We start from the raw sequence: 24590 nt of genomic DNA on the forward strand, positions 1-24590 counted from the left end.
CGCGTTATTGGCAATAGTCTTAACAATTACGTGTTCGGGCTGGTCGGAGGCCACGGCGAGCGGTAGGCGCATCGACATGCCTACCGCTCGCCGTGGCACTGCTCAGAAGCCGGCGGAGATCCGGCTGAACTCCCAGTCGCTCTGGGCGATGCCGCTGCAGGTGGAGACCACGCCGCCGCCGGCGCAGCCGCGGTCGCGGTTCACCGCCCAGAAGGTGAAGCGGGCGAGGCCGCTGTTCCGGGCGTAGTCGCGGATGCGCGTCCAGGTCTCCGGCGTGGTCACCTCCTGCTGGTCGGAGAGGCCGTTCATGCCGGAGATGCCCATGTGGGCGTACGCCGTCTGGTCGTTCCAGCCGAACGTGGACTTCAGTTGGTTCTTCAGGCCCTCGGCCGCGTTGCGGGTGCTGGTGTACATGTCGGCGCCGCCGCCGAAGTCGAACGGCATGATCGTGAAGATGTCGACGTTGGCGTTCAGCGCCCGGGCCTGGTTGATCAGCCGGATGCCGTGCACGTTGGGCCCGGTCGTGGTCGTACCGAAGGTCAGGATCGTGGTGACGCCCGGGTTGTTGCGCTTGATGATGCCCAGGGCGCTGACGATGCGGTCGGCGACCGTGTAGTTCTCGAACTCGTCGTAGTTCTCGATGTCGATGTCGATCGCCTTGAGGTTGAAGGTGTTGATGACCTTCTGGTAGGCGCCGGCGAGGGCTTCCGGGGTGGCGCAGTTCGGGCCGAGCTTGTTGCCCTGCCAGCCGCCGATCGACGGGACGATGCTCGCGCCGGCCGCCTTGGCCTGGTTGATCCAGGACTCGTGGACGCCGCCGGTCAGGCCGCCCTCACCGTCCCAGACCGGGTTGCAGCCGTTCGCCAGCACGAACGCGACGGTGAACGCGCGTACGCCCTGGCCGGTGATGGTGGAGGGCGCCGGCGGGTTGCCCCAGCCGGGGTAGACGTAGGGCGCGGCGGCCATCTTGCCGCCCGGCGGCGGGTTGGTCGGGCCGGTGGGCGGCGGGGTGGTGGGGGTGGTGCCGCCGCCGCAGGCGCCCTGGTTGGCCCAGACGTCCCACTGGCCGCTGTGGGTGGCCGGGTTCTCGTTCTGGGTCCACCACTTGGCCTGGTAGTTGACGCCCTGGTACGACGACTGGCCACCGCCGACGTAGACCTGGGACGCCGACCAGGCCGGGTAGCAGGCCGCGGCCGCGCTCGACGTGGTCATCGGGAGGACGGCGATCGCGGTGGCGGTGACCGTGACGGCGGCCAGGGACAGGATCTTCTGCCTGAGTTTCATGACGCTCTCCTGTGGGGGTTCAGGGCAGGGTGGTGAGGTGGGGGCGGATGGTGTCGGCGAAGCCGTTGCCGTTGGTGACGTCCCAGTTGACGGACCACGTCATGGCGCCACGGATGCCGGGGTAGGTGCGCGGCGGCCGGAACGAGCCGCAGTTGGTGCCGTAGGCGAGGCAGTCGAGGGCCTGGTTGACCACCGAGGGGTTGACGTAGCCGCCACCGGCGGCGCTCGGGGCGGCCGGCAACCCGAGGGACACCTGGTCCGGCCGGAGTCCGTTCTCGAGTTGGATGCAGGCGAGCGCGACGAGGAAGTTGACCGATCCCTGGCCGTACGCGGCGGTGTTGTCGCAGCCGAGCATCGCGCCGGAGTTGTAGAACTGGGTGTGGACGACGGTCAGGATGTCCTTGATGTTCAAGGCCAACTGGAAGTACTGGGCGCCCGTGCTCTGCATGTCGATGGTCTGCGGCGCCATCGTGATGATCAGGTTGGCGCTCGTCCGGCTGCGGATGTCGCGCAGCGCCTGAGCCATGTACGTCGCGTTGACGCCGTTCTCCAGGTCGATGTCGACGCCGTCGAACCCGTAGGTGCCGATGAGGCCGACGATCGAGTTGGCGAAGTTGGTGGCGGCGCCGGCGCTGGCGACCGAGACGGTGCCGCGCTCACCGCCGACCGAGATGACGACCTTCTTGCCCCGCGAGTGCAGGACGGCGACGTCGCTCTTGAAGTCGGCGTCGGTGTAGCCGCCGAGCGAGGCGCTCAGGCCGGCGTCGATGCCGAAGGAGACCGCGCCGGGCGTGCTCGTCGCGTCGGCGAACGCGACCGCGACCAGGTCGTAGGCGGCCGGGACGTCCCGGAGTCGGATCTCCCGGGCCGGGTTGTCGAAGTTCTGCCAGTACCCGGTGAGGAAGTGCTTCGGCAGTTGGCCGCTGCCGGTCGGCGGCGCGGTGGTGGGCGGTGGGGTGGTCGTGGGTGGCGGGGTGGTCGGGGGTCGCGTGGTGGGCGGCGTCGTGGTCGGGGGCGTCGTGGTCGGCGGCGGGGTGGTGCCGCCGCAGGCGCCCTGGTTGGCCCAGACGTCCCACTGGCCGCTGTGCGTGGCCGGGTTGTCGTTCTGGGTCCACCACTTGGCCTGGTAGTTGACGCCCTGGTAGGAGGCTTGGCCGCCGCCGACGTACACGGCGGACGACGACCAGGTGGGGTAGCAGGCGGCGGCCGCGGAGGCGGACGTCGCCAGGTAGACGGAGGTGCCACCGGCGGCGAGCACGGCGGCGAGGGCGAGGAGGGCGGGGCGGCGCATGGGGGTGGGCCTTCCGGATCGGATCGGAGCGGAGCCGGGGCCCCATTATTAGGAGTGTTAACAGTAAAGGTCCAGAGTTAGACCGACCTGAATTTTTGCCGGTGGCGCCCGCCGGTTCGCCTCTGGACAAGTTCAGTTAACAAACCTAATAATTAGCCTCCCGTCGATACCCCTCGGTCGGGCACCCCTCGGGAGGACCGGATGGCGCGCAGATTCCGAACACCGTTCCTGGCCGCCCTGGCGGCCCTGCTCACCGCCGCCGCGGCGACCCTGGCCCTCGCCGGCCCGGCGCTGGCCGCCGGCCCGACGGCCGCGTTCACCAAGACCTCCGACTGGGGCACCGGCTGGGAGGGTCGCTACACCGTCACCAACGGGGGATCGAGCACGATCACCGGCTGGCAGGTCGCCTTCACGCTGCCGGCGGGCACCACCCTCGGCTCGTACTGGGACGCCACGGTCACCAGCGTCGGGCAGCGGCACACCTTCACCAACCGCTCCTGGAACGGCACCTTGGCCCCCGGCGCGTCGGCGTCGTTCGGCTTCCTGGTCACCGGCTCCGGCCTGCCCACCGACTGCACCCTGAACGGCGCGCCGTGCGGCGGCGGCACACCGCCCACCACGGCGCCACCCACCACGGCGCCGCCCACGACCGCGCCGCCCACCACGGCGCCGCCCACCACCGCGCCGCCGAGCACGCCGCCACCGACGACTCCGCCGCCCACCAGCCCGCCGAACACCGGGCTGCCCAAGCACGCCCTGATCGGCTACCTGCACACCAGCTTCGCCAACGGCGCCGGATACCTGCGGATGGCCGACGTGCCCGCGGACTGGGACGTCATCAACCTCGCCTTCGGCGAACCCACCTCCGTCACCTCCGGCGACATCCGCTTCCAGCTCTGCCCCGTCGCCGAATGCCCCACCGTCGAGACCGAGGCCCAGTTCACCGCCGCGATCCGCGCCAAGCAGCAGCAGGGCAAGAAGGTGCTGCTGTCCATCGGCGGCCAGAACGGGCAGGTCCAGCTCACCACGACCGCCGCCCGGGACACCTTCGTCCGCTCGGTGTCGGCGATCATCGACCGGTACGGCCTCGACGGCCTGGACATCGACTTCGAGGGCCACTCCCTCTACCTCGACACCGGCGACACCGACTTCCGCAACCCGACCACCCCGGTCGTGGTGAACCTGATCTCGGCGATCCGCACCCTCAAGCAACGCTACGGTGCCGGCTTCGTGCTCACCATGGCCCCGGAGACGTTCTTCGTGCAGCTCGGCTACCAGTTCTACGGCTCGGGCCCGTGGGGCGGTCAGGACCCCCGCGCCGGTTCCTACCTGCCGGTGATCCACGCGCTGCGCGACATCCTCACCGTCCTGCACGTCCAGGACTACAACTCCGGCCCCATCGTCGGGCTCGACGGCCAGTACCACACCATGGGCAGCGCCGACTTCCACATCGCGATGACCGACATGCTGCTGGCCGGCTTCCCCGTCGCGGGGAACGCCAACGCCGTGTTCCCCGCGCTGCGCGAGGACCAGGTCGCGTTCGGCGCGCCCTCCTCCACCAGTGCCGGCAACGGCTACCTCGCCCCGGTCGGTGTGCAGCAGGCGGTGACCTGCCTCGTCCGGGGCCAGAACTGCGGTGGATACACCCCCCGCAGCGGCACCAACCCCGCCTTCCGAGGGCTGATGACCTGGTCGATCAACTGGGACCGCTTCTACTCCTGGGAGTTCCGGCTCAACCACGGCCCCTTCCTCAAGGCGCTGCCCTGACCGGCCCTCCCACGTCGGCCGTGGACGGTTCCGGAACCGCACGGGCGGTTCCGGAACCGTCACCCGGTCACCAGCCGACGGCGACGACCAACCACTGCGGATCGCCGTGCGAGACGAACGACGATTGGTCGGCGACGTCGTCGTACGGGAAGCCGTAGGCGCGGCCGTTGATGGCGCGGTCGTGCCAGAACTTCGCGTACCAGTTGGCCGGTGACTGCTGGTAGAAGCGGCTCGGGTCCTCCCACTGCGTCCGGGGCAACTGGGCGGTGTGCCGGTTCAGCGCCGCGCAGCCGGTCGGGTCACCGGCGAACCGGCCGGCGCAGCCGAAGATGTCCGACGTGGCCGCCGACAGTCCGACCGAGTTGGCGTACGCGGTGAAGTAGTTCGCGTACTGGCCGCCGGCCCGGAACTGCGGCGAGCTGCCCGGCGCCGGGATCCGGTAGGGCGCCTCGATGCCGGCCAGGTGTTTGAACTCCGTCGGCACCGCGTCGGTGAAGCGTTGGAACGTCACCGAGCGGTCCTCGGCGAAGGTCGCCTCGTTCTCGCCGACCGCGACGTCGTAGCCGTCGCGGGCGTGCAGTCGCATCGCCAGTTTGAGCGCGAACGCGTCGACCCTGGTGGTGTTGCCGTTGAACTGGTTCGTGCCCACGGTGAACTCGATGAAGTCGCTGTACTGGCTGGTCGGTGAGCCGAGCCGGAAGTACATCCGGCCGGCCGAGTTGACCGGCATGTCCAGGTAGGGCTGCTCGGCGACGGAGTGGGTCTGGCCGTTGAAGCTCCAGTAGACCTGGCTGTCGGGGTAGCGGCCGTTGGTGCGGTTGAGCACCTTGACGGTGAGCACGTTGCGGGCCGGCGGGATGCTCGTCGTGTCGCCCCAGAACCCGCCGGTCGGCGGCGGGGTGGTCGGCGGTGGCGTCGAGCCGCCGGTGGTGGCGACCCCCACCTCCCAGAGCGAGTAGCCGTAGGGCGTGGCCCGGCTGGTGCCCTGGACGCGCAGGTAGCGGCCGCTGCCGGTGACCGCGATGGTCTGCGTGCCGCCGGCGCCGGTGGTGGTCGAGTGGACGGTGGTCCACGGACCGTCGGCGGCGGCGGCCACCTGGATCTGGAAGGCGACCGCGTACGCGGCCTCCCACCGGAGGGTGACCTGGCAGACGTCCTGCGTGGCGCCGAGGTCGATCCGCAGCCACTGCGGATCGGCGAAGGCGCTCGACCACCGGGTGCCGGTGTTGCCGTCGACGGCGGCCGACGCCGGGAAGGCGGCGCTCTCGGTGGACGAGGCGACCGCGGGCCGGCCGGCTGCCACGTTGCCGCCGCAGGCGGCGACCGACGAGGCGGCGCCGGCCGAGACGGCGTCGGCGAGCATGCCGCCGGCGAGCAGGGTGAGGGCGGTCGCGGCGGCGAGCCACCGACGCCCGGGACGGGCCGGTGCGAGCGGGTGCGGGACGGGTGGGGTACGGGACATGGAACCCTCCTTCGGCGGATCCGACGGAGGGCGCTCTCTCGGTCACCGAGAGTGGACCCGCATCGCGGGCGCTGTCAAGGAGAACTCGCGCGCCATGATCTATTCCGGACTTTCCGCGCGTCATTGACTTCAACGAAGAACGTCGATGACGCTGGATTCGAGGGCGCTCTCTCCGCACGGTCCCCACCACCACCATCCGGGAGCCACGCATGCCCGCGACACCACCGCTGCCCGCACCCGTGCGCCGCCGGCACCGCCCGGCGGCCGTGGCGCTGGCGCTGCTCGCCCTCCTCGTCACCTACCTCGTCGTGCCCGGCCCGGCCGCCGGCGCGGCCGGACCGCTGATCTCGCAGGGACGTCCGACCACCGCCTCGTCGACCGAGAGCGCGGGCACGCCGGCCGCCGCCGCCACCGACGGTGACGCCGGGACCCGGTGGTCGAGCGCCTTCGCCGACCCGCAGTGGCTCCAGGTCGACCTCGGCGCGACCGCCACCGTCGACCAGGTGCAGCTCGTCTGGGAGGCGGCCTACGCGACCGCGTTCCAGATCCAGGTGGCGTCCGCGCCGTCCGGACCCTGGACCACGATCCACACCACCACCGCCGGCACCGGCGGCACCCAGACCCTCGCGGTCACCGGCACCGGTCGGTACGTGCGGCTGTACGGCACGACCCGGGCCACCGGATACGGGTACTCGCTCTGGGAGTTCAAGGTCTTCGGCAGCATCGGCACCACCCCGCCGCCCAGCGGCCGGCCGATCTCGGAGTTCCGGCAGGTCGCCGCCTCCTCGTGGGAGGGCGGCAACGCGCCCGCCGCCGCGCTCGACGGCCGGAGCACCACCCGCTGGTCGAGCCAGTTCGGCAGCGACCCGCAGTGGCTCCGCATCGACTTCGGCGGCGTCGCCACGATCAACCGGGTGGTGCTCACCTGGGAGGCCGCCTACGCCACCGGCTACCGGCTGGAGACGTCCTCCGACGGCGCCACCTGGACCACGATCTACGCCACCACCACCGGTCGCGGCGGCACCGAACAGCTCACCGTCACCGGCACCGGCCGCTACCTGCGCCTCTACGGCACCACCCGGGCCACCGGCTACGGCTACTCGCTGTGGGAGCTGCAGGCGTACGGCAGCGTCGACGACACCGCCACCACCGCGCCGCTGCTCTCCGGCCCCACCCGGCCGCCCGCGACCCGCGACCAGTTCGCGCTCACCGCACCGGCCGACGCGGCGATGGTCACCACCACCCGCCGACCCACGCTGAGCTGGGCGGCGGTCGCCGGCGCGACCCGCTACCAGGTGTGGATCAACATCAGCCGTACCGACTACGACTTCACCGCCGCCGGCAACCTGCTCGACCTCTACACCAAGGTCGCCGAGCCGACCGGCACGTCCTACACGCCCACCTGGGACCTGCCGGACCGCTGGACCTACCAGTGGTACGTCACCACGGTCGGCGGCACCCCGGTCACCTCGACCGTCAGGCGCTTCAGCGTCTACCTGCCCACGCTGGAGAGCGTCGCCGACGGGATCGGCGTGGTCGCCGGCGCCCGCGACCTCAACCGTGACGGCGCCATCGAGCCGTACGAGAACTGGCGGCTGCCGGTCCAGTCCCGGGTGGACGACCTGCTCGCGCGGATGACGCCGGAGGAGAAGGCGTACCAGTTGTTCTACAACGCGCAGGCGTACCCCCGGTCGGGGTGGCACTTCGGCCCGGCGCAGGCGGCGGACCTGCACCAGCAACTGCTCGCCTCGGCCGGCACCCGGCTGGGCATCCCGTTCGTCTCGGCGGGGGACACCATCCACGGCTACCAGACGACCTACCCGATGCAGAGCGCGCTGGCCGCCGCGAAGAACTACCCACTCGACCACCAGCTCGGCGACGTGCAGCGTCGGGAGCAGTTGGAGGTGGGCACGCGCGGCGTCCTCGGTCCGCTGGCCGAGGTCGGCACGAAGGTGATCTACCCGCGTATCCAGGAGGGCAACGGCGAGAACGCGCAGGTCGCCGCCGCCCAGGTCCGTGCGCTGGTGGCCGGCCTGCAGGGCGGCCCGGAGCTGAACCCGCGCTCGGTGCTCGCGACGGTCAAGCACTGGCCGGGCGAGGGCGCGGGCGGGGAGGCCCTGATCGTCTACGACGACGTGACGATCAAGTACCACATGATCCCGTTCCGCGCGGCGATGGAGGCGGGCGCGGTCAACATCATGCCCGGGTACGCGGGCAGCTCGCTGCTCGATCCGGGCGGCCCCGGCGCCGGCGACAGCGCCAAGATCCTCGCCTACCTGCGTCAGAATCTCGGATACCAGGGTCTGATCACCACCGACTGGCTGCCGTCGGGGTCCTGGATCGGCGCGGCGAAGGCCGGCTCCGACGTGATGGGCGGCGCCGACCCGGGCGCGGCCGGCTTCTCGATCGCCGACTTCGTGGCGAACGTGCCGGCGTCGCGGATCGACGACGCGGTCCGGCGGGTGCTGCGGGTGAAGTTCCAGCTCGGCATCTTCGAGGCCCCGTACGGCGATCCGGTCAACGGCCCGTACCGCTTCCACCAGCCCGCCTACACGGCGCTGGCCAACCAGGCCGCGCGGGAGGCGATGACGCTGCTGAAGAACGACGCCGGCACGCTGCCGATACGGCTGAACGCCGGTGACGACATCGTGGTCGCCGGCCCGCGCGCGGCCGACGGCGGCTCCTGCTGCGTGTGGACCAGCTTCTTCCACGCCGAGTACGGGTCGCAGACGATCCTGGACGCGGTCCGGACCCGGGCCGCGCAGGCCGGGGTGACCGTCCACCAGGACGACAGCCCGAACCCGAAGCTGGCGGTCGTGGCGGTCGGCGAGGCTTCCTACACGCACGCGACGAACTGGCCGAAGGAGCAGCCCTACCTGCCGCCGGAGCAGCTCGCGGTGATCCAGAAGTTCCGGGCCCGGGGCGTCCCGGTGGTGGTGGCGCTGGTCCTGCCGCGGCCCTACGTCATCACCGAGTGGCGGGACCTGGCCAGCGCGATCGTGGTCACCTACCGGGGCGGCGAGGAGATGGGTCCGGCCCTGGCCGGCCTGCTCTTCGGTGACTACCAGCCGCGCGGCAAACTGCCCTGGCAGTTGCCCCGCACCCTCTCCGACGTGCTGCGCCCCGGCGGCACCGACACGCCGGCCGACGCGGTCGAGGCGTGGGACCTGCCGTACGACCTCGGTGCGAGCGCGGCCGAGCGGACCCAGATCCGGGCCTCGATCGGCGCCGACCAGCCGCCGGCGACCACCTACGGCAACCCGCTCTACCCGTACGGCGCCGGGCTGACCGGCTTCTGAGGGACGGGGGTGGGGTCCGCCGCTGCGGACCCCACCCGGACGCGGTGGAGGTCGACAGTCGCTCCGGCCGTCACCCGTCGGGGGTGATTCGCGGGCAGGAGGGCGGGTAACTGCCGTCGTGGCCGAACGCGACCATGACACCTCCCGTTCCCCACTGACCCGGGTCGTCGAGCGGGGTGGGCACGTGCTGTCCACAGCCCGCGAGGAAGGTGGCGCGTTCGGGCGCGACCGGCGGCGTCAGCTCGAACTCATCGTGGTGATCGCCGTGCAGGCCGGGCTGGCGGCGGGGCTGGCCGCCCTGCTGGCAGCCCGGCTCGGACCCGGGGCACACGTGTTCGCCCCGGCCGCGGCGGTCGGCACCATCGCCACCGCGATCGGTCAGCGGGTCCGGCGCACCGTCGAACTGCTCGCCGGCGTCGGCGTCGGCATCGTGGTCAGCGACGTGCTGCGCTACTTCCTCGGCACCGGCGTCGTGCAGACCGGCCTGGTGGTCACCGTGGCCATCGCCGTCGCGCTGCTGGTCGCGGGGCGCGGGGGCGCGCTGGTCGGCCAGGCCGGCGGCACCGCCGTCCTGATCGCCACCCTGGCCCCGGCTGACCAGAACCTGGAGGTGCCCCGAATAGTCGACGCCCTGATCGGCGGCCTGTCGGGACTTCTCGTGGTGGCGGTGCTGCTGCCGGTGAACCCGCTGCGGGTGCTCGACAACTCGGCCCGACCCGTCATCTCGGGACTGACCCGCCAGCTCGACGCCATCGCGGAGGCGCAGACGCGCCGGGACGCGGAAGCGGCGAAGCGTGCCCTGCAGGCGTTGCGCGATCTCGGTCCGGACGTCGGCCGGCTCACCGACGCGCTCAGCGGCGCCCAGGAGGTGGTCACCATCGCGCCGGCCCGGTGGCGCCGTCGCCAACACTTCCACCGGTACGCCGGCGCCCTGGGTCACCTCGAACAGGTGATCCTCTACACCCGCTCGGTGGCGCGGAGTTCCGTCAGCGCCCTGGAGCACGACGAGCCCATCCCGCCGGCGTTGCCCGCGGCCCTGTCCCGACTCGCCGCCGCCCTGCGTGAGCTGCACCAGGCGTGCCGCGACGAACAGGACTTCGGCCGCACCGACCACCTCGTCCTGGAGAGCGCCGAGTGCCTCGGCCGGGCCTGGGGGCAGGGCGTGCGCTCGATCGGCGAGTCGATGATCAACGACGTTCGCACGGCCGGCAGTGAGGTGCTGCGCGCCGCGGGCCACCCGACGGCGGAATCCAACGACCTGGTGCGGAGGGCGACCACGGCCGGTGAGGTCCAGACCCGCCCGCCGGCGCGGGCGCAGCGGTACCTGCCGGTGTCCCGCCAGGGTCGGCGAGCTCGGCTCCGGCCACCCGCACGCCGACGCGCTCCGACCGACCACCACCCCCGCTGACCGGAACGGCCGCCGGACGGCCGACGAGGGTGGACACGCCTCGCCGGTGTCGACCGGACGGGCCCGTCCAGCCGGCTTCCAACGCTCCTCGAGCCCCCACCGCGACGGTGGACGGGAGCCGAGGAGGTAACTGTGCGGATCATCGACCTGTCGTCCCCGATCGACGCGTCGGCGTACGAGCCGGACCCGGTCGGGCACGAGGTGCTCAGCCCGCGCGAGGGCGCGCTGCACATGAGCGCGGAGATGCGTGAGCACTTCGGACTGGAGTTCGACCCGGACGTGTTGCCCGACGGCGAGTTCCTCTCCCTGGACCGGCTCACGCTGACCAGTCACACCGGCACCCACGTGGACGCGCCCTCCCACTACGGCAGCCGGGCCGGCTACGGCGACGGGGTGCCCCGGCACGTCGACCAGTTGCCGCTGGAGTGGTTCCACCGGCCCGGGCTGGTGCTGGACGTGGCGCGCGACGAGGCCGGCGTGATCGGGGCGGCGGACCTGGAGAAGGAGTTCGCCCGCATCGGCCGCCGGCCGGAGCCGCAGGACATCGTGCTGCTGCGGACCGGGGCGAGCGCCTGGGCCGGCACCGCCCGCTACTTCACCGACTTCGTCGGCCTGGACGGGCCGGCGGTGCACCTGCTGCTCGACGCCGGCGTGCGGGTGATCGGCACGGACGCGTTCAGCCTCGACGCCCCGTTCCCGACGATCCTGCGGCGCTGGCAGGCCACCGGGGACCCGGCGGTGCTCTGGCCCGCGCACGTCGCCGGGCGGGACCGCGAGTACTGCCAGGTGGAGCGCCTGGCGAACCTGGAGGCGCTGCCCCCGTACGGATTCCGGGTGGTCTGTTTCCCGGTGCGGCTGGTGGGGGCGGGGGCCGGCTGGACCCGGGCCGTCGCGCTGCTGGACGAGTGAGCGCCGTGCCGACCCGGAGAGGACCTGTGATGACCGCGCACTCCGCCCTGGTGGACAGCGTCGTCCGCACCGCCCGTACCCATCCCTGGCTGACCGCGCTGGTCTGGCGGGACCGGACGGTCAGCTACGGCGACCTGGTCGACCTGGCCGCGGCGGCCACCGACCGGTTGGCGGCGCTCGACCTGGCCGACGACGAGCCGGTGGGCGTGCTGGCCGAGAAGTCGCCGGAGGCCGTGGCCACCATCCTCGGCGTGCTGCGCGCCGGCCGGCCGTTCCTGCTGCCCGCCGCCAGCCTGCCGTCGGCGACCCTGCGCGAGCTGTTCGGCCAGGCCGGCTGCCGGCACGTGCTGTCGCCCCGGGACACCCTGCGGCTACCCGACGTGCCGGCCGGACGGGTGCCGCACGGCACCTCGTTCATGCTGACCACGTCCGGTTCCACCGGCCTGCCGAAGGTCGTCCCGCTCGACGCGGCGGCGGTGGACCGGTTCGTCGCCTGGGCCGGGGACCGGTTCGGCATCGGTCCCGGGGTCCGGGTGCTCAACTACGCGCCGCTCAACTTCGACCTCTGCCTGCTCGACGTCTGGACCACCTTGAGCCGGGGCGGCACGGTGGTGCTGGTCGACCCCGACCAGGCGTTGCAGCCGGCGGCGCTGGCCGACCTGGTGGCCCGGGAACGGGTGTCGGTGGTGCAGGCGGTGCCGATGCTGTTCGGTCTCCTCGCCGGCCCGGACGTCGACCCCGGTGACGCGCGGGTGTTCCCGCACGTCGAGCACGCCATCTTCACCGGCGACACGATGCCGGCGCGGCTGCTGCGCCGGCTGCCGACCGCGTTCCCGTCGGCGCGCCTGTACAACCTGTACGGCTGCACCGAGACCAACGACAGCTTCCTGCACGAGGTGGACCGCGCCGGCCCGCTCGACGGGCCGGTGCCGTTGGGCGAGCCGCTGCCCGGGGTCGACGCCGCGGTGGTCGGCCCGGACGGCGCGCTCGTCGACGGGCCGGGCGCCGGGGAGCTGTGGGTGCGTACCCCGTTCCAGAGCGGTGGCTACCTGGGCGCCGCCGCGGGCGGCGACCGGTTCGGCGCGGACCCGTCCGGCCGGCCGGGTCCGGCCTGGTACCGCAGCGGGGACCTGGTCCGCCGGGACGCCGACGGGCGGCTGTTCCTCGTCGGCCGGGACGACCACCGGGTGAAGGTACGCGGCGTCGGGGTCGACCTGGCCGAGGTGGAACAGACCCTGCTCGACCATCCCGACGCGGCCGACGCCGTGGTGCTCGCGGTGCCCGACGCGCTGGTCGGGTCGCGGCTGCACGCCGTGGTCCACCGGCGGCCCGGCACCGGCCTGAACAGCCTCGGCCTGCGCCGGCACTGCGCCGGGGTGCTTCCGCGCGGCGCCATCCCGGAGACGGTCCGGGTGGTCGACGCCCCGTTCCCGCGTACCTCCACCGGCAAGGTCGACCGCCTCGCGGTACGGCAGGCACACCTCACAAGCGGCCTCCCGGAAGGAGCCTGAGTTGCAGCACGCACCGGTCATCGCCCAGTTCATCGTCGAGGAGTTCCTGCCCGACGTCCCGCCCGCCGAGCTGGACGTCGACCTCGACCTGATCGACAACGGGGTCATCGACAGCCTCGGCCTGCTCAAGGTGATCGCCTGGTTGGAGGAACGCTTCGGCATCGCCGCCGACCAGGTCGAACTCGCGCCGGAGCACTTCCGCTCGATCCGCGCGATCGACGCGTTCCTGGCCCGCGCCGGGACCGAGCCGGCCGAGGCGAAGTAGACGTGCACCCGGCGATCACCGCGCTGCTCGCGCCGCGCCAGCCGGTCGACCTGCCGGCGTGGCGCTCCCTCTGGGACGCGCTGCACGCCGGCGCGCTGCGGCGCGGCGAGGCGGTGGCGCTGCTGGCGTCGCTCGCCACCAGTCCACCGGACGCGGAGACGGCGGAGGCGCTGCTGGACTCGTTGAACGAGCGGCGCCAGCCGGCCCGGCCGGTGCCCGGCGGGTGCGTCAACGTCGTCGGCACCGGTGGTGGTCCCCGGACGTTCAACGTGTCCACCGCGGCGGCGTTCGTGGCGGCCGCGACCGGCCTGCCGGTGGTGAAGACGGGCGCCCGCGCCTACAGCGGTGGGCGGGGGGCGTTCGACCTGCTGGAACTGCTCGGCATCCCGCTCGCCTCCGGCTACGACGAGCTGGCGGACGCGGTGGACCGCCACGGCCTGGCCTTCGCCGGCTACTTCGTCTACCCGGCGGAGGTGGCGTTGCTGGCCCGCGCCGTGGTGCCGCTGCAACTGCGGGAGGTCGGCCGTTTCGTCAACGTGCTGGGTCCGGTCCTCGCGGCGGCGCCGGCGACCGCGCAGCTCACCGGCGTCTCCGACCTCGGCGTGCTGGACCTGCTGCGCCGGCTGGCCGTCCGCCGCGGCGGCGCCCGGGTCTGGTTCTGCACCAACGACGCCGGGGCGGACGAGCTGACCGGCTTCGCGGACGACGTGCTGCACCCCGCCGGCGGGCCGTCCGTCCGGCTGGCCGACCTGGGGCTGCCGGCCACCACGGGCAGCCTGGCCGACCTGCGTCCGACGCCGCCCGGCACCGACCCGGTGGCGGACTTCCACGACGTGCTGGCCGGCCGGCGCGGCCCGGTCGCCACCCACGTGGTCTGCCTGAACGCGGCCGCCATGCGGGTGGTGGCGGATCCGGGCACCCGCTGGACGGACGCCCTGGCCGCGGCCGGGGAGGCGGTCGCCTCGGGGGCCGCGCTGGACCTGCTCAACCGGATGCGCGCGGGGCGGCCCGGGCGGCGTAGGGCGGTGGCCGCCGGTGGCTGACTTCTTCGCCGGCCGTCGGGGCGCGGCGCCCGGCCTGGCGGTGTTCCTCACCGCCGGCGATCCGCCCGTCGACCGCCTGGCCGAGCTGGTCGAGCTGCTCGACGAGCGGGGCGTCGACTGTCTGGAGCTGGCGGTGCCGTTTCCCGACTCGGTCACCGACGGGCCGGTGCTGCGCCGGGCCGCCCGGCGGGCCCTGGACCGGGGCACCGACGCCGACGAGGTGCTCGCGTTCGTGGCACAGGTCCGCCCGCGGCTGCGCCGGACGCGGATCGCGTTGCTGGCCGACTGGCGGCACACCGTGCGCCCGGTCGGGGAGCGGGCCTTCGTCCGCCGGGTCGCCGACGCCGGCGCGGACGGGCTGCTGGTGCACGCCCTGCCGCCCCGGCTGCGCGCCGCCCACCTGGCGCACGCCGCCGACGCGGGCCTGCCGGTGGTCACCACCTGCTACGCCACCTCGTCGGCGTCGGTGCGCGCCGCCGCCGCCCGCGACGCCGGCGCCTACGTCTACCTCGTCGCCACGCACGGCCGCAGCGGGACCGCGCCGGAGCGCGGGTACGGCGCGCTGCGCGCCGCCGTCGACGGGCTGCGGGCCGCCGGCTCCGCCCCGATCGCGGTCGGCTTCGGCGTCCGCGATGCCGCGGACGTGCGGCAGATCGGCGCGGCCGGCGCGGACGCCGCCGTCGTCGGAACCGCCGCGGCGCTGGCCGTCGAGCGGACCGAACGGACCGGCCAGGACCTGCTGGCCGGGTTCGACACCTTCCTGCGATCAATGGCGATCGTCAGCCGACCCGCACAGAAGGGGACAGACCGATGATCATCCGGGAACTGGATGAGGTGACCACGGTGGACTGGGGCAACGGTCTCAGTCGGCGGTTCCTGCTCGAATCGGACGGCATGGGCTACACGATCACGGACACCACCGTCCGGGCCGGCACGATGGCCCGGCTGCAGTACCGCCGGCACCTCGAGGCCTGCTACTGCATCGAGGGCGAGGGCAGCGTCATCGACCTGGCCGGCAACACCCATCCGATCCGGCCGGGCGTGATGTACGCGCTGGACAAGCACGACGCGCACTGCCTGGTCGCCGGTCCGGACGCCGACCTGCGCCTGGTGTGCGTGTTCACCCCGGCGCTGCACGGGGGCGAGCAGCACAGCATCGACCCGGACGGCTTCTCGCAGTACTGATCGGCGTGCGCCGGGCGGCGTACGCGTAGCGACCACGACCTCGTTGGAGTCGACAAGTGATCTCATGGACCGCTGACCAGGACGCCCTGCGAAACGGTCTGGGGCCCTGGCTCCACGTGCTCAACGACGAGCACGTGGAGCTGGACGCCCGGGCCGAGTTCCCCCGCGCCAAGTGGGAGGCGGTCCGTCGGGCCGGGCTGCTCGGCCTTCCGATCGGGGAGCGCTGGGGTGGCCTCGGGCAGGACCTGCCCACCACCATGTACGTCCTGGAGGGGCTCGGCGAGGGCTGCCGGGACGCCGGGCTCAACTTCTCCGTCACCACCCACCTGGTCAGCACCGGAATCGCGGTGCAGCGCTTCGGCTCGCCCGCGCTGCGCGACCGCTACCTGCCCGACGTCGCCTCCGGCGCGGTGATCGGCGCCCACGCGATCACCGAGCCGGACAGCGGCTCCGACGCGCTGGCCATGCGGACCCGGGCGGTGCGCGACGGCGACCACTTCGTGCTCACCGGCCAGAAGGCGTTCGTCAGCAACGGCCCGGTCGCCGACGTCGTGGTCGTCTACGCCCGCACCTCCGAGCAGGGCGGACCGCTCGGGGTCACCGCCTTCCTGGTGGAGCGGGACACGCCCGGACTGGTCGTCGGTCCGCCCACGGCCAAGATGGGGCTGCGTACCTCGCCGTTCGGCGAGCTGTACCTGGACGGCGCACGGGTGCCGGCGGCCAACGTGGTCGGATCCGTCGGCGGCGGCTTCCTCGTGCTGGACCACGTGATGAAGTGGGAGATCCTCTGCGGCTTCGCGGTCAACGCCGGCGAGATGCGGGCCCGGGTGGACCGCTGCCGGGAGTACGCCCGCGGCCGGACCCAGTTCGGCCGGCCGATCGGCACGTTCCAGGCGGTCGCGCACCGGATCGTCGACATGGAGATCGGGGTACGCACCGCGCGGGCGCTGCTCTTCGGTGCGGCCGCCCGGATGGCGGCCGGCGCCACCGTCACCACCGACATCGCCGTGGCGAAGGTGGTGGCCAGCGAGGCGAACCTCGCGTCCGCCCTGGCCGCCGTGCAGATCTTCGGCGGCAACGGCTACACCACGGAGTACGGCGTCGAGAAGGAGCTGCGCAACGCGGTCGCCGGCACCATCTACTCCGGCACCTCGGAGACGCAGCGCAACCGCATCGCCGCCATGCTGGGGCTCTGACCGGTGCCGCTGGTCAAGGTCTGCGGGGCGGGTACGGCGGCGGAGGTGGCGCTGCTGCGCGCCCTCGGCGTCGACCTGGTGGGTGTCTGGTGCGGGGTGGCCGGCGGCGCGCACGACCTGCCGGCCGGGCGGGCCGCCCGGGTGGTCCGCCGCGGTGCCGTCGCGGGTGGCCCGCGCCCGGTCCTGGTCACCACGCTCGCCGACGGTGCCCGGATCGGCGAGGTGCTCCGGCGTACCGGTGCGAGCTGGGTGCAGTTGCACGGCTGGCAGCCTCCGGCGCTGGTGCGCCGGCTCAAGGCCGAGGCCGAGGCGACCGTGGTCAAGGTGCTGCACGTGCGGGACGGTCGCTGTCCGGAGGCGCCGCTGGTGCCGGCGTACGAGCGGGCGGGCACCGACCTGTTCCTGCTCGACGCGCTCGGCGCGGACGGTCGCGTCGGCAGCACCGGCACCACGATCGGGGTGGCGGACGTGCTGTCGGTGGTCGCGCGGTGCAGCCGCCCGTTCCTGCTGGCCGGTGGCATCGCCGCCGCGCACCGCGGGGCGTACGACGCGGTGGTCGCGCATCCGCTCTTCCGCGGGGTCGACGTGGACAGCGCGGCGCGTGGCGCCGACGGCCGGTTCGACGGCCGGCGGATCGCGGCGCTGGTGGACGCCTGGGCAACGTGAGGACCGGCCCCGGCCGGACGAGGGGAGTGACGATGGGCACCGACTTCCGTGCCGCCCTGCGGGACGCGCGACGGCCGATCGTGATGGAGGTGAAGCGGCGCGACGCCGCCGGGGCGGACCTGTTCGGCGGCCGGTCGGTGGCCCGGATCGTCGCCACCTACGAGCGGGCGCAGGCGCCCTGCCTGTCGGTGGTCACCGGGCGCTGGTTCGGCGGCACCCCCGATCTGCTGCGGGAGGTGCGGTCGCTGACCGACCGCCCGCTGCTGCAGAAGGACTTCATCACCGGTCGGCGGGACCTGGACCGGGCGGTGGCGCTGGGCGCCCAGGCCGTGCTGTTGACCGCCCGCCTGCTGGCCCGCTCCACCCTGGACGCGCTGGTGGCCGCCGCCGTCCGGCGGGGCCTGACGCCGTTCGTGGAGGTGGCGACGCGCGCGGAGATCCGCGCCGTGCCCCGGCCCGACGAGTGCGTGGTCGCGGTCAACAACGCCGACATCGGCGATCGTGAGCGCGGCGGTGGCGACCTGCGGCGCGGCCTGGACCTGGTGGACGAGGTGGTGGCGACCGGCACCCGCTGCGCGGTCAGCGCCAGTGGGATCGACGGTCCGGCGAGCGCGGCCCGGCTGCTGCGCGCGGGCTACCAGGGACTGCTGATCGGCGCCGGGCTGCTGCGGGCCGGCGACGACCTGCCGGGCTGGCTGGCGGCGTTCGAGCAGCACCGCGCGCTGCCCTGAGCGGGCGCGCCCCGGCGGTCGGTGGCGGGCGGGTCACCGGGGCCACCCCCGGCCGGCCCGGGGCGCGGGCCGGCCGGGCGGGGTCAGGCGGAGCGGGCCTGCGCCCAGCGCGCCTCGCGGGCCGGGAGGGGAACGGTGGCGTGGCGCCGGGCACCGGTCAGCGTGTCGGTGCCGGGCGGGTTGAGGGCGGGGTCGCCGGCGAGGATCGCGCGGTGCAGTTGTTGCAGCTCCCCGCACGGGTCCACGCCGAGTTCGTCGACGAGCGTCTCGCGGGTGCGCTGGTAGACGTCGAGCGCCTCGGACCGCCGGCCGGCGCGGTGCAGCGCGAGCATCAGCTTGCTCTGGAATCCCTCGTGGGTCGGCTGGCGGGCGGTGAGCCCGGTCAGTTCGCCGAGCAGCTCGTGGTGCCGGCCCAGGCGCAGGTCCGCCTCGATGCGCAGCTCCAGCGCGCTCTTGCCGATCTCGTCCAGGCGCAGCGCCTCCACCTGGAGCAGCGGGCCCGGGTTGACGTCGACGAGCGCCGGGCCGTGCCAGAGCCCGAGCGCCTCGCGCAGCGTCCGGGCCGCGGTCTCCACGTCACCGCGCTCGAGTTCGGTGCGGCCCCGCTGGGCCAGTTGCTCGAAGCGCAGCGAGTCGAGCGTCTCGGGACGCAGGCAGAGCATGTAGCCGCCGGCGTACGTGCGCAGGACCTCCTTCGGCGCGCACCCGCTGGGCGCCGGGCCGGCCGACGACGCGAAGCCGCCCTGGAGGTGCTTGCGCAACTGGTAGACGTATGTCTGAAGGGTGGTGGTCACGCTGGGCGGTGGCTGGTCCTCCCACAGTTCCTCGATGAGCAACTGATTGGGTACCACGCGGTTCGCGTGTACGGCCAACAATGCCAGCACTCTTCTGGTCTTTGGCGCGGTGGGAGTCGCGTCGTTCCCGTCGATAGACACCGACAGTGGTCCCAGCAAATTGATCTGCACGTGTGCGTCCTTCTCCTGCGAATTCGGCGTCAGCGGCATTTCGCCTTGTCATTCGTCGGGATCGCTATTTGTTGTCCAGGGGCATCCTCAGAAACCGTGTCGGAACCGATCGGGAATTCCGGACGGCGGCGACCGCCGAGTCGGCATCCGGTATCGGAAAAGCCTCTCGGCGGCCGCCGCACCCATTTCACGGGCGGTCGGAAGATCGGTTTTCGGTGGATACGGAACGGGTGCCGGACGGCTGGCCGGGGTCCCCGCGCCGAACCGGCGCGCCTGGCCTGCTCACCCGTTTGAGCTGCACCTGTCGCGGCTTGGCCGCGTCGTCGTTCCGTCGCCGGCGTGGCTCGCCGGTCGTGGTGGGGCGGCCCTACAGGGCTATCGCACGGGGTTGAAATCGCATTATGGGAAAGTTGTCGAAGGCAATCAAAATAGACCCCCCATTTCAAGGCCCCGTGGCCCGGAACTTGGCACATCGTATGCACATGCCGACACGATGCGCAAGCGGTACCTAACCTTGAGTTACCTTCCATTGGCACTCGAGTCGATCTCATGGGGAACTGTAGGGGTTGCTTACCTGGGGTCGTGACGGAAAGTGACGGCGCTGCCGATCGGCGCTGCTGGTCAGGTCACGCGGAATTGGCTAAGCATTGGCGTGTGCAAATTCTTGAAAGTTCCTCACCAGGTTACGGGTCGCCGGGCCGTGCCGCTCACACGGGCCCGGGCAGCCCGTCGAGCAGGCGCAACAGGTACTGGCCGTACCCGCTGCGCAGCAGGGGCTCGGCCAGCCGGCGCAGCCCGTCGTCGTCGATCAGGCCGGCCCGCCACACGGTTTCCTCCAGGCAGCCGATCTTGAGACCCTGGCGGGCCTCCATCACCCGGACGAACTCGGCCGCCTGCATCATCGACTCCACGTTCCCGGTGTCCAGCCAGGCCGTGCCGCGTGCGAGCACGGTGACCGACAACTCTCCCGCCCGCCGGTACGCCTCGTTCACCGCCGTGATCTCCAGTTCCCCGCGATCACTCGGCTTGAGTTCCTGGGCGATGTCCACCACCCGGGAGTCGTAGAAGTACAGACCCGGCACGACATATCGCGAACGGGGTCGGGCCGGCTTCTCCTCGATCGACAGCACCCGCCCGGTCTCGTCGAACTCGACCACCCCGTATTCGTGCGGATCGGCCACCGGATAGGCGAATATCCGGGCCCCGGTCGGACGGTGCCGCATGGCCAGCTGGCGACCCAGGCCGGGGCCGTAGAAGATGTTGTCCCCGAGAACGAGCGCCACCGGCCCGCCGTCGATGAACCGCTCGCCGATGAGGAACGACTGGGCGACCCCGCCCGGATGCTCCTGCACCGCGTACTCCAGGCGCAGCCCGAACTGGCTGCCGTCGCCGAGCAGCCGCACGAACTGCTCCCGGTCCTCCGGGGCGGTGATCACGAGGATCTCCCGGATCCCGGCCATCACCAGCGTGCACAGCGGGTAGTAGACCATCGGCTTGTCGAAGATCGGCACCAGTTGCTTCGACACCCCGCGGGTGATCGGCCACAGGCGGCTACCGGTGCCGCCCGCCAGCAGGATGCCGCGCAGCGGTTTCCCGTTCGGCATGGTCGGGCCTCCTCATCGGTCGGGCCCCGCGCTCCGCCGCGGGACCCGGCCACTGTCGACCGCCGGCCTGGTAGCCGGATCGACGGGCGGTCGGGGCCGGACCCAACGACGATCCGCCCTCCAGCGGCGCTCGAGCCCGCCCACCTAACCTCGCCGCCATGGATCACCTGCTGGTCACCGGCGGCGCGGGCTTCATCGGCGCGAACTTCGTACGGCGGGTGCTCGCGACCCGCCCCGGGACGCGGATCACCGTCCTCGACGCGCTCACCTACGCCGGCAACCGGGCCAGCCTGGGCGACGTGGCGCACCGGATCCGGTTCGTGGTCGGCGACGTCGTCGACCGGGAACTCGTCGACCGGCTGGTCGGGGAGGCCGACGCGGTGGTGCACTTCGCCGCCGAGTCACACGTCGACAACTCGCTGCACGACCCGGGCACGTTCCTGCGGACCAACGTCGAGGGCACCTTCAGCGTGCTGGAGGCGGTGCGGCGGCACGACCGGCGGCTGCACCACGTGTCCACCGACGAGGTCTTCGGCAGCCTGCCCGGCGAGGGCGGGCAGCGGTTCACCGAGCTGAGCCGTTTCGACCCGTCCAGCCCCTACTCGGCCACCAAGGCGGCGTCCGACCTGCTGGTGGGCGCCTGGGTCCGGTCGTACGGGGTGCGGGCGACGATCTCGCACTGCGCCAACAACTACGGCCCCTACCAGAACGTGGAGAAGTTCCTGCCCCGGCAGATCACCAACGTGCTGCGCGGCCGCCGTCCGCGCCTCTACGGGGCCGGCGCCAACGTGCGGGAGTGGACGCACGTCGACGACCACAACGACGCCGTGCTGCTGATCCTGGCCGGCGGCGTCGTCGGCGAGACGTACCTGGTCGGCTCCGGCGCCGAGTGGAGCAACCGGGACCTGCTGGCGCTGACCCTGCGGATTCTCGGCCGGCCGGCGGACGACTTCGACACCGTGCCGGACCGTCCCGGCCACGACCTGCGCTACGCCTGCGACAGCCGGAAGATCCGGCGCGAGCTGGGCTGGCGACCCCGGCATCCGGACCTGCACGCCGGCCTCGCCGCCACGGTCGACTGGTACCGCCGCAACGAGTGGTGGTGGGGCCCGCAGAAGGCCGCCACCGAGCGGCGTTACGCGGCGGCCGGTCGCTGATCCGGCCCGAGCCGGCCTCGAGCGGCGCTCTCTAGCGTGTCCGCATGACTGACTCCAGCGCATCGACCGACCGTCCGGACCCGCCCCGCGGCGTGGTGGTGACCGGCGGCGGCACCGGCATCGGCCGGGCCACCGCGCACGCCTTCGCCGACCGCGGGGACCGGGTGCTCGTGGTGGGCCGCTCCGAACACACCCTGGCGGAGACCGCCAAGGGGCGCGACGGCATCCACGTCCTCCCCGTCGACCTCGCCGACCCGGCCGCACCGGACGCCGTCGTGGAGACCGCGATGCGCGAGTTCGGGCGGCTCGACGTGCTGGTGAACAACGCCGCCACCGCCGGCTTCGACTCCCTCGGCGGCCTCGACCCCGCCGTGGTCCGGGCCGAGGTGACCACCAACCTGCTCGCGCCGATCCTGCTCACCCAGCGGGCGGTGGAGCCGCTGGCGGCGGTCGGCGGCACGGTGGTCAACATCAGCTCCGCCGGTTCGCTCGGCCTGCGCGCCATGCCCGGCAGCGGGGTGTACGCGGCGACCAAGGTGGGCCTGGACGCCCTCACCCGCACCTGGGCCGTCGAGTTGGCGCCCCGGGGCATCCGGGTGGTCGCGGTCGCCCCCGGGCTGGTCGACACCGAGGTCGCGGTCCGCGCCGGCATGCCCCGCGAGGCGTACGACGAGTTCCTCGCCTCGATGCTGCCGCGCATCCCGTCCGGCCGTGTCGGCGAGCCCGAGGACATCGCCTGGTGGGTGGTCACCCTCACCGAGGCCGGCGGCCGGTACGCCAACGGCGTGGTGGTCGCCGTCGACGGCGCGCTGTCCGTCACCTGAGCCGGGCGGCGACACCACAACGCCGGAGGGCGTGACCCGTGCCGGTCACGCCCTCCGCGGGTGCCACGCTCTCACGGCCGGACGGCCATCCGCCTGCCCTCGGCGTACTCCTTGGCGGCGTACATGGTCGCGGTGCTGTTGCGCCCCAACGCCTGCCGGACGTAGGTGGCGGCGTCGCCCAGCGTGGCCTGCGCGCCCAGCACTCCGGGCACCGCCTCGGGGATCAGCACCACCCGGTGGGTGGAGGTGACCACCGCGCCGTCCTCGTACGCCTCGACCAGCCACTGCCCGGTGTGCACGGACATCAACGCCGGCGTGCGCAACTGCTTGTAGACGATCCGGTGGTGCGGGAAGCAGACCCGTACCGAGCGGGTGGTGTGGGTGGCGCCGTCGGCGGTGCGGGTGTCCATCTCGAGCAGTTGCACCCCCGGCGTCTCCTCGGTCAGCGCGACGCGCGCCACGTGCGGCAGCCGGCGGTCCCACTGACCGGCCTCGTCGAGGAAGTCGTAGACGTCGCGGGGATCCCCGTTGACGTGCACCACGTCGTCGAAGTCCAGGAACCGGCCGTCACCGTCCGCCGGCGACTCGGCGGCGGTGCGCAGCGCCGCCAGCTCGGACCGGCTGTTGCGGTCCACCGCCTGGTGGATCCAGGCGGTGGCCGCCGCGTCGTCGCCGACGGCCCGGAAGTCGTGGGTGAGGCGGACCAGGCACCGGTCGGCGCCGGCCGGCTCGATGATCCACTCTCCGCCCATCTCGGCCACCGGCGGCGCGGAGACCTCCTGGCGGAAGCGCACCCGGCGGGCCGTCGGGTCGAGGTCACGGCGGGAGGTCCAGCCCTTCACCGCCTCGTTGGCGGTGGCCCAGATCCGGATGACCTCCGTGCCCGGGCCCTGCTCGACGTGTTCCACGTGCACGGTGGGCGGGAAGACGAGTGGCCAGCGGGCCACGTCGGCGACGAGGTCGTAGACGGTCCGGGCGGGGGCGTCGACCAGCTCGCGGTGCTCGGTGTGTTCCGGGGGCGGCTTGCTCACGCGGTCTCCTTCGGTCGGCGGGGCGGGATCAGTAGTTGCCGAGACCGCCGCAGACGTTGATCGCCTGCGCGGTGATCGGAGCGGCGGTCTCGGTGACCAGGTAGCCGACCAGGCCGGCCACCTCCTCCGGGGTGGAGTAGCGGCCGAGCGGGATCTTCGCCTCGAACCGCTGGAGCACGTCGTCGGTGGTGGTGTCCCAGAAGGCGGCGTAGCCGTCGCGTACCCGCTGCGCCATCGGGGTCTCCACGTAGCCGGGGCAGACCGCGTTGACGGTGACGCCCGACTTGGCCAGCTCCAGGCCGAGGGCCTTGGTGAAGCCGACCACGCCGTGCTTCGACGCCGAGTAGGGGGCGCCGTAGACGACCCCCTGCTTGCCGCCGGTCGAGGCGATGTTCACCACCCGACCCCAGCCGGCCGCGAGCATCCCGCCGCCGGTCAACACCTCCCGGGTGAGCCGGAAGACGCTGTTCAGGTTCGTCTCGACCACGTCGTCCCACAGCTCGTCGGCGATCGAGGCGGTGGCCCCGCCGCCGCTGCGGCCGGCGTTGTTCACCAGGATCCCGACCGGCCCCCAGGCGTCGACCACGGCGTGCACCAGCGCCGGCACCGCCGCGCGGTCGCGGACGTCGCAGCCGGCGCCGCGTACCTCGAGGCCCTTGTCCCGCAGCTCGCCCGCGGTGCGGTCGACCGCCGCCGCGTCCCGGGCGCAGATCCAGACCCGGTGCCCCTGCTCGGCGAGCGCCCTGGTCACCGCGAGTCCGATCCCGCTCGTCGCGCCGGTGACGAGCGCGACCGCACCGTTCTGCCCTGGCATTCCGTGTCTCCTCACGTCGACGTGCACGGTGCGGCCGAGCGTGCCAGTGACCGCTCGAGGGTCTCTCGACGTCGGCGCCGGCACGCCTACTTCCAGCCAGGTTCAAGGCAGATGCGATCCCGGCCGGGGACGGTCGACACCACGAGCACGGCAGCCGCGGATCGCGGTACGAGGACGT

Annotated in this window: 20 protein-coding genes and 1 pseudogene; 14 read left to right on the top strand and 7 right to left on the bottom strand. The window is 73.0% G+C overall.

The window, feature by feature from the left end; genetic code table 11:
* Positions 1 to 102: 102 nt before the first annotated feature.
* Positions 103 to 1284: a carbohydrate-binding protein gene (locus tag H1D33_RS05110; RefSeq protein WP_307755349.1), complete on the bottom strand. Its 1182-nt coding sequence runs from the start codon at positions 1282 to 1284 to the stop codon at positions 103 to 105.
* Between the two features lie 19 nt (positions 1285 to 1303).
* Positions 1304 to 2575: a chitinase gene (locus H1D33_RS05115; protein ID WP_307755350.1), complete on the bottom strand. Its 1272-nt coding sequence runs from the start codon at positions 2573 to 2575 to the stop codon at positions 1304 to 1306.
* Between the two features lie 201 nt (positions 2576 to 2776).
* On the opposite strand from H1D33_RS05115, the gene H1D33_RS05120 reads away from it, so the two are divergent.
* Positions 2777 to 4342 carry a chitinase gene (locus H1D33_RS05120; protein ID WP_181569158.1) on the top strand — a complete coding sequence of 522 codons (1566 nt, stop codon included), beginning with the start codon at positions 2777 to 2779 and terminating at the stop codon, positions 4340 to 4342.
* A gap of 136 nt (positions 4343 to 4478) precedes the next feature.
* Here the strand turns inward: H1D33_RS05120 and H1D33_RS05125 are convergent.
* Positions 4479 to 5804 (bottom strand): annotated as a pseudogene (locus H1D33_RS05125) (beta-1,3-glucanase family protein); the annotation flags it as partial.
* Between the two features lie 209 nt (positions 5805 to 6013).
* Here H1D33_RS05125 and H1D33_RS05130 point away from each other — a divergent pair.
* From H1D33_RS05130 to H1D33_RS05180, 11 genes are all read left to right on the top strand, one after another.
* On the top strand, positions 6014 to 9103 hold the full coding sequence (locus H1D33_RS05130) for a discoidin domain-containing protein (protein WP_181569156.1): 3090 nt from the start codon (positions 6014 to 6016) through the stop codon (positions 9101 to 9103).
* Positions 9104 to 9287: 184 nt separating this feature from the next.
* A complete protein-coding gene (locus tag H1D33_RS05135; protein ID WP_246411657.1) occupies positions 9288 to 10511 on the top strand; it encodes an FUSC family protein in 1224 nt (407 codons plus the stop codon).
* A 132-nt stretch (positions 10512 to 10643) separates the two neighbouring features.
* On the top strand, positions 10644 to 11420 hold the full coding sequence (locus H1D33_RS05140) for a cyclase family protein (RefSeq protein ID WP_181569154.1): 777 nt from the start codon (positions 10644 to 10646) through the stop codon (positions 11418 to 11420).
* 29 nt (positions 11421 to 11449) lie between these two features.
* Positions 11450 to 12931 (top strand): AMP-binding protein, encoded by a 1482-nt coding sequence (locus H1D33_RS05145; protein WP_181569153.1) that lies wholly within the window; start codon positions 11450 to 11452, stop codon positions 12929 to 12931.
* A gap of 1 nt (position 12932) precedes the next feature.
* Positions 12933 to 13196: an acyl carrier protein gene (locus H1D33_RS05150; RefSeq protein ID WP_181569152.1), complete on the top strand. Its 264-nt coding sequence runs from the start codon at positions 12933 to 12935 to the stop codon at positions 13194 to 13196.
* Positions 13197 to 13198: 2 nt separating this feature from the next.
* Positions 13199 to 14239 (top strand): hypothetical protein, encoded by a 1041-nt coding sequence (locus H1D33_RS05155; protein ID WP_181569151.1) that lies wholly within the window; start codon positions 13199 to 13201, stop codon positions 14237 to 14239.
* Complete coding sequence (trpA, locus tag H1D33_RS05160) at positions 14232 to 15053, top strand: tryptophan synthase subunit alpha (protein WP_181569150.1); 822 nt, start codon at positions 14232 to 14234, stop codon at positions 15051 to 15053. The genes H1D33_RS05155 and trpA overlap by 8 nt, the downstream gene beginning before the upstream one ends.
* The gene (locus H1D33_RS05165; protein WP_181569149.1) at positions 15050 to 15424 is read left to right on the top strand and encodes an ectoine synthase; all 375 of its coding nucleotides are present in this window, start codon (positions 15050 to 15052) and stop codon (positions 15422 to 15424) included. The genes trpA and H1D33_RS05165 overlap by 4 nt, the downstream gene beginning before the upstream one ends.
* 56 nt (positions 15425 to 15480) lie before the next feature.
* On the top strand, positions 15481 to 16620 hold the full coding sequence (locus tag H1D33_RS05170) for an acyl-CoA dehydrogenase family protein (protein ID WP_181569148.1): 1140 nt from the start codon (positions 15481 to 15483) through the stop codon (positions 16618 to 16620).
* A gap of 3 nt (positions 16621 to 16623) precedes the next feature.
* Positions 16624 to 17286 (top strand): phosphoribosylanthranilate isomerase, encoded by a 663-nt coding sequence (locus H1D33_RS05175; protein WP_220138707.1) that lies wholly within the window; start codon positions 16624 to 16626, stop codon positions 17284 to 17286.
* Positions 17287 to 17318: 32 nt separating this feature from the next.
* Complete coding sequence (locus H1D33_RS05180; protein ID WP_181569147.1) at positions 17319 to 18017, top strand: beta/alpha barrel domain-containing protein; 699 nt, start codon at positions 17319 to 17321, stop codon at positions 18015 to 18017.
* Positions 18018 to 18100: 83 nt separating this feature from the next.
* Here H1D33_RS05180 and H1D33_RS05185 read toward each other — a convergent pair whose 3' ends face one another.
* Both H1D33_RS05185 and rfbA read right to left on the bottom strand, forming a co-directional pair.
* The gene (locus tag H1D33_RS05185; protein WP_307755351.1) at positions 18101 to 19021 is read right to left on the bottom strand and encodes an AfsR/SARP family transcriptional regulator; all 921 of its coding nucleotides are present in this window, start codon (positions 19019 to 19021) and stop codon (positions 18101 to 18103) included.
* A gap of 668 nt (positions 19022 to 19689) precedes the next feature.
* A complete protein-coding gene (gene rfbA / locus H1D33_RS05190) occupies positions 19690 to 20568 on the bottom strand; it encodes a glucose-1-phosphate thymidylyltransferase RfbA (protein WP_181572897.1) in 879 nt (292 codons plus the stop codon).
* A 176-nt stretch (positions 20569 to 20744) separates the two neighbouring features.
* On the opposite strand from rfbA, the gene rfbB reads away from it, so the two are divergent.
* The gene (gene rfbB, locus H1D33_RS05195; RefSeq protein ID WP_181569146.1) at positions 20745 to 21743 is read left to right on the top strand and encodes a dTDP-glucose 4,6-dehydratase; all 999 of its coding nucleotides are present in this window, start codon (positions 20745 to 20747) and stop codon (positions 21741 to 21743) included.
* A 44-nt stretch (positions 21744 to 21787) separates the two neighbouring features.
* Positions 21788 to 22567: an SDR family NAD(P)-dependent oxidoreductase gene (locus H1D33_RS05200; protein WP_220138705.1), complete on the top strand. Its 780-nt coding sequence runs from the start codon at positions 21788 to 21790 to the stop codon at positions 22565 to 22567.
* Positions 22568 to 22638: 71 nt separating this feature from the next.
* Here H1D33_RS05200 and H1D33_RS05205 read toward each other — a convergent pair whose 3' ends face one another.
* Both H1D33_RS05205 and H1D33_RS05210 read right to left on the bottom strand, forming a co-directional pair.
* Positions 22639 to 23598, bottom strand: coding sequence for an aromatase/cyclase (locus tag H1D33_RS05205; RefSeq protein WP_181569145.1), 960 nt, complete (start codon positions 23596 to 23598; stop codon positions 22639 to 22641).
* Positions 23599 to 23626: 28 nt separating this feature from the next.
* A complete protein-coding gene (locus tag H1D33_RS05210; RefSeq protein WP_181569144.1) occupies positions 23627 to 24412 on the bottom strand; it encodes an SDR family NAD(P)-dependent oxidoreductase in 786 nt (261 codons plus the stop codon).
* Between the last annotated feature and the right edge of the window lie 178 nt (positions 24413 to 24590).

The sequence above is a fragment of the Micromonospora ferruginea genome, from assembly GCF_013694245.2.
GTDB lineage: Bacteria > Actinomycetota > Actinomycetes > Mycobacteriales > Micromonosporaceae > Micromonospora > Micromonospora robiginosa.

Coding starts and splice junctions, on each gene's coding strand:
- H1D33_RS05110 (WP_307755349.1), bottom strand. CDS start 1,284: ATGAAACTCAGGCAGAAGATCCTGTCCCTGGCCGCCGTCACGGTCACC.
- H1D33_RS05115 (WP_307755350.1), bottom strand. CDS start 2,575: ATGCGCCGCCCCGCCCTCCTCGCCCTCGCCGCCGTGCTCGCCGCCGGT.
- H1D33_RS05120 (WP_181569158.1), top strand. CDS start 2,777: ATGGCGCGCAGATTCCGAACACCGTTCCTGGCCGCCCTGGCGGCCCTG.
- H1D33_RS05130 (WP_181569156.1), top strand. CDS start 6,014: ATGCCCGCGACACCACCGCTGCCCGCACCCGTGCGCCGCCGGCACCGC.
- H1D33_RS05145 (WP_181569153.1), top strand. CDS start 11,450: ATGACCGCGCACTCCGCCCTGGTGGACAGCGTCGTCCGCACCGCCCGT.
- H1D33_RS05165 (WP_181569149.1), top strand. CDS start 15,050: ATGATCATCCGGGAACTGGATGAGGTGACCACGGTGGACTGGGGCAAC.
- H1D33_RS05180 (WP_181569147.1), top strand. CDS start 17,319: ATGGGCACCGACTTCCGTGCCGCCCTGCGGGACGCGCGACGGCCGATC.
- H1D33_RS05185 (WP_307755351.1), bottom strand. CDS start 19,021: ATGCCGCTGACGCCGAATTCGCAGGAGAAGGACGCACACGTGCAGATC.
- rfbB (WP_181569146.1), top strand. CDS start 20,745: ATGGATCACCTGCTGGTCACCGGCGGCGCGGGCTTCATCGGCGCGAAC.
- H1D33_RS05200 (WP_220138705.1), top strand. CDS start 21,788: ATGACTGACTCCAGCGCATCGACCGACCGTCCGGACCCGCCCCGCGGC.
- H1D33_RS05210 (WP_181569144.1), bottom strand. CDS start 24,412: ATGCCAGGGCAGAACGGTGCGGTCGCGCTCGTCACCGGCGCGACGAGC.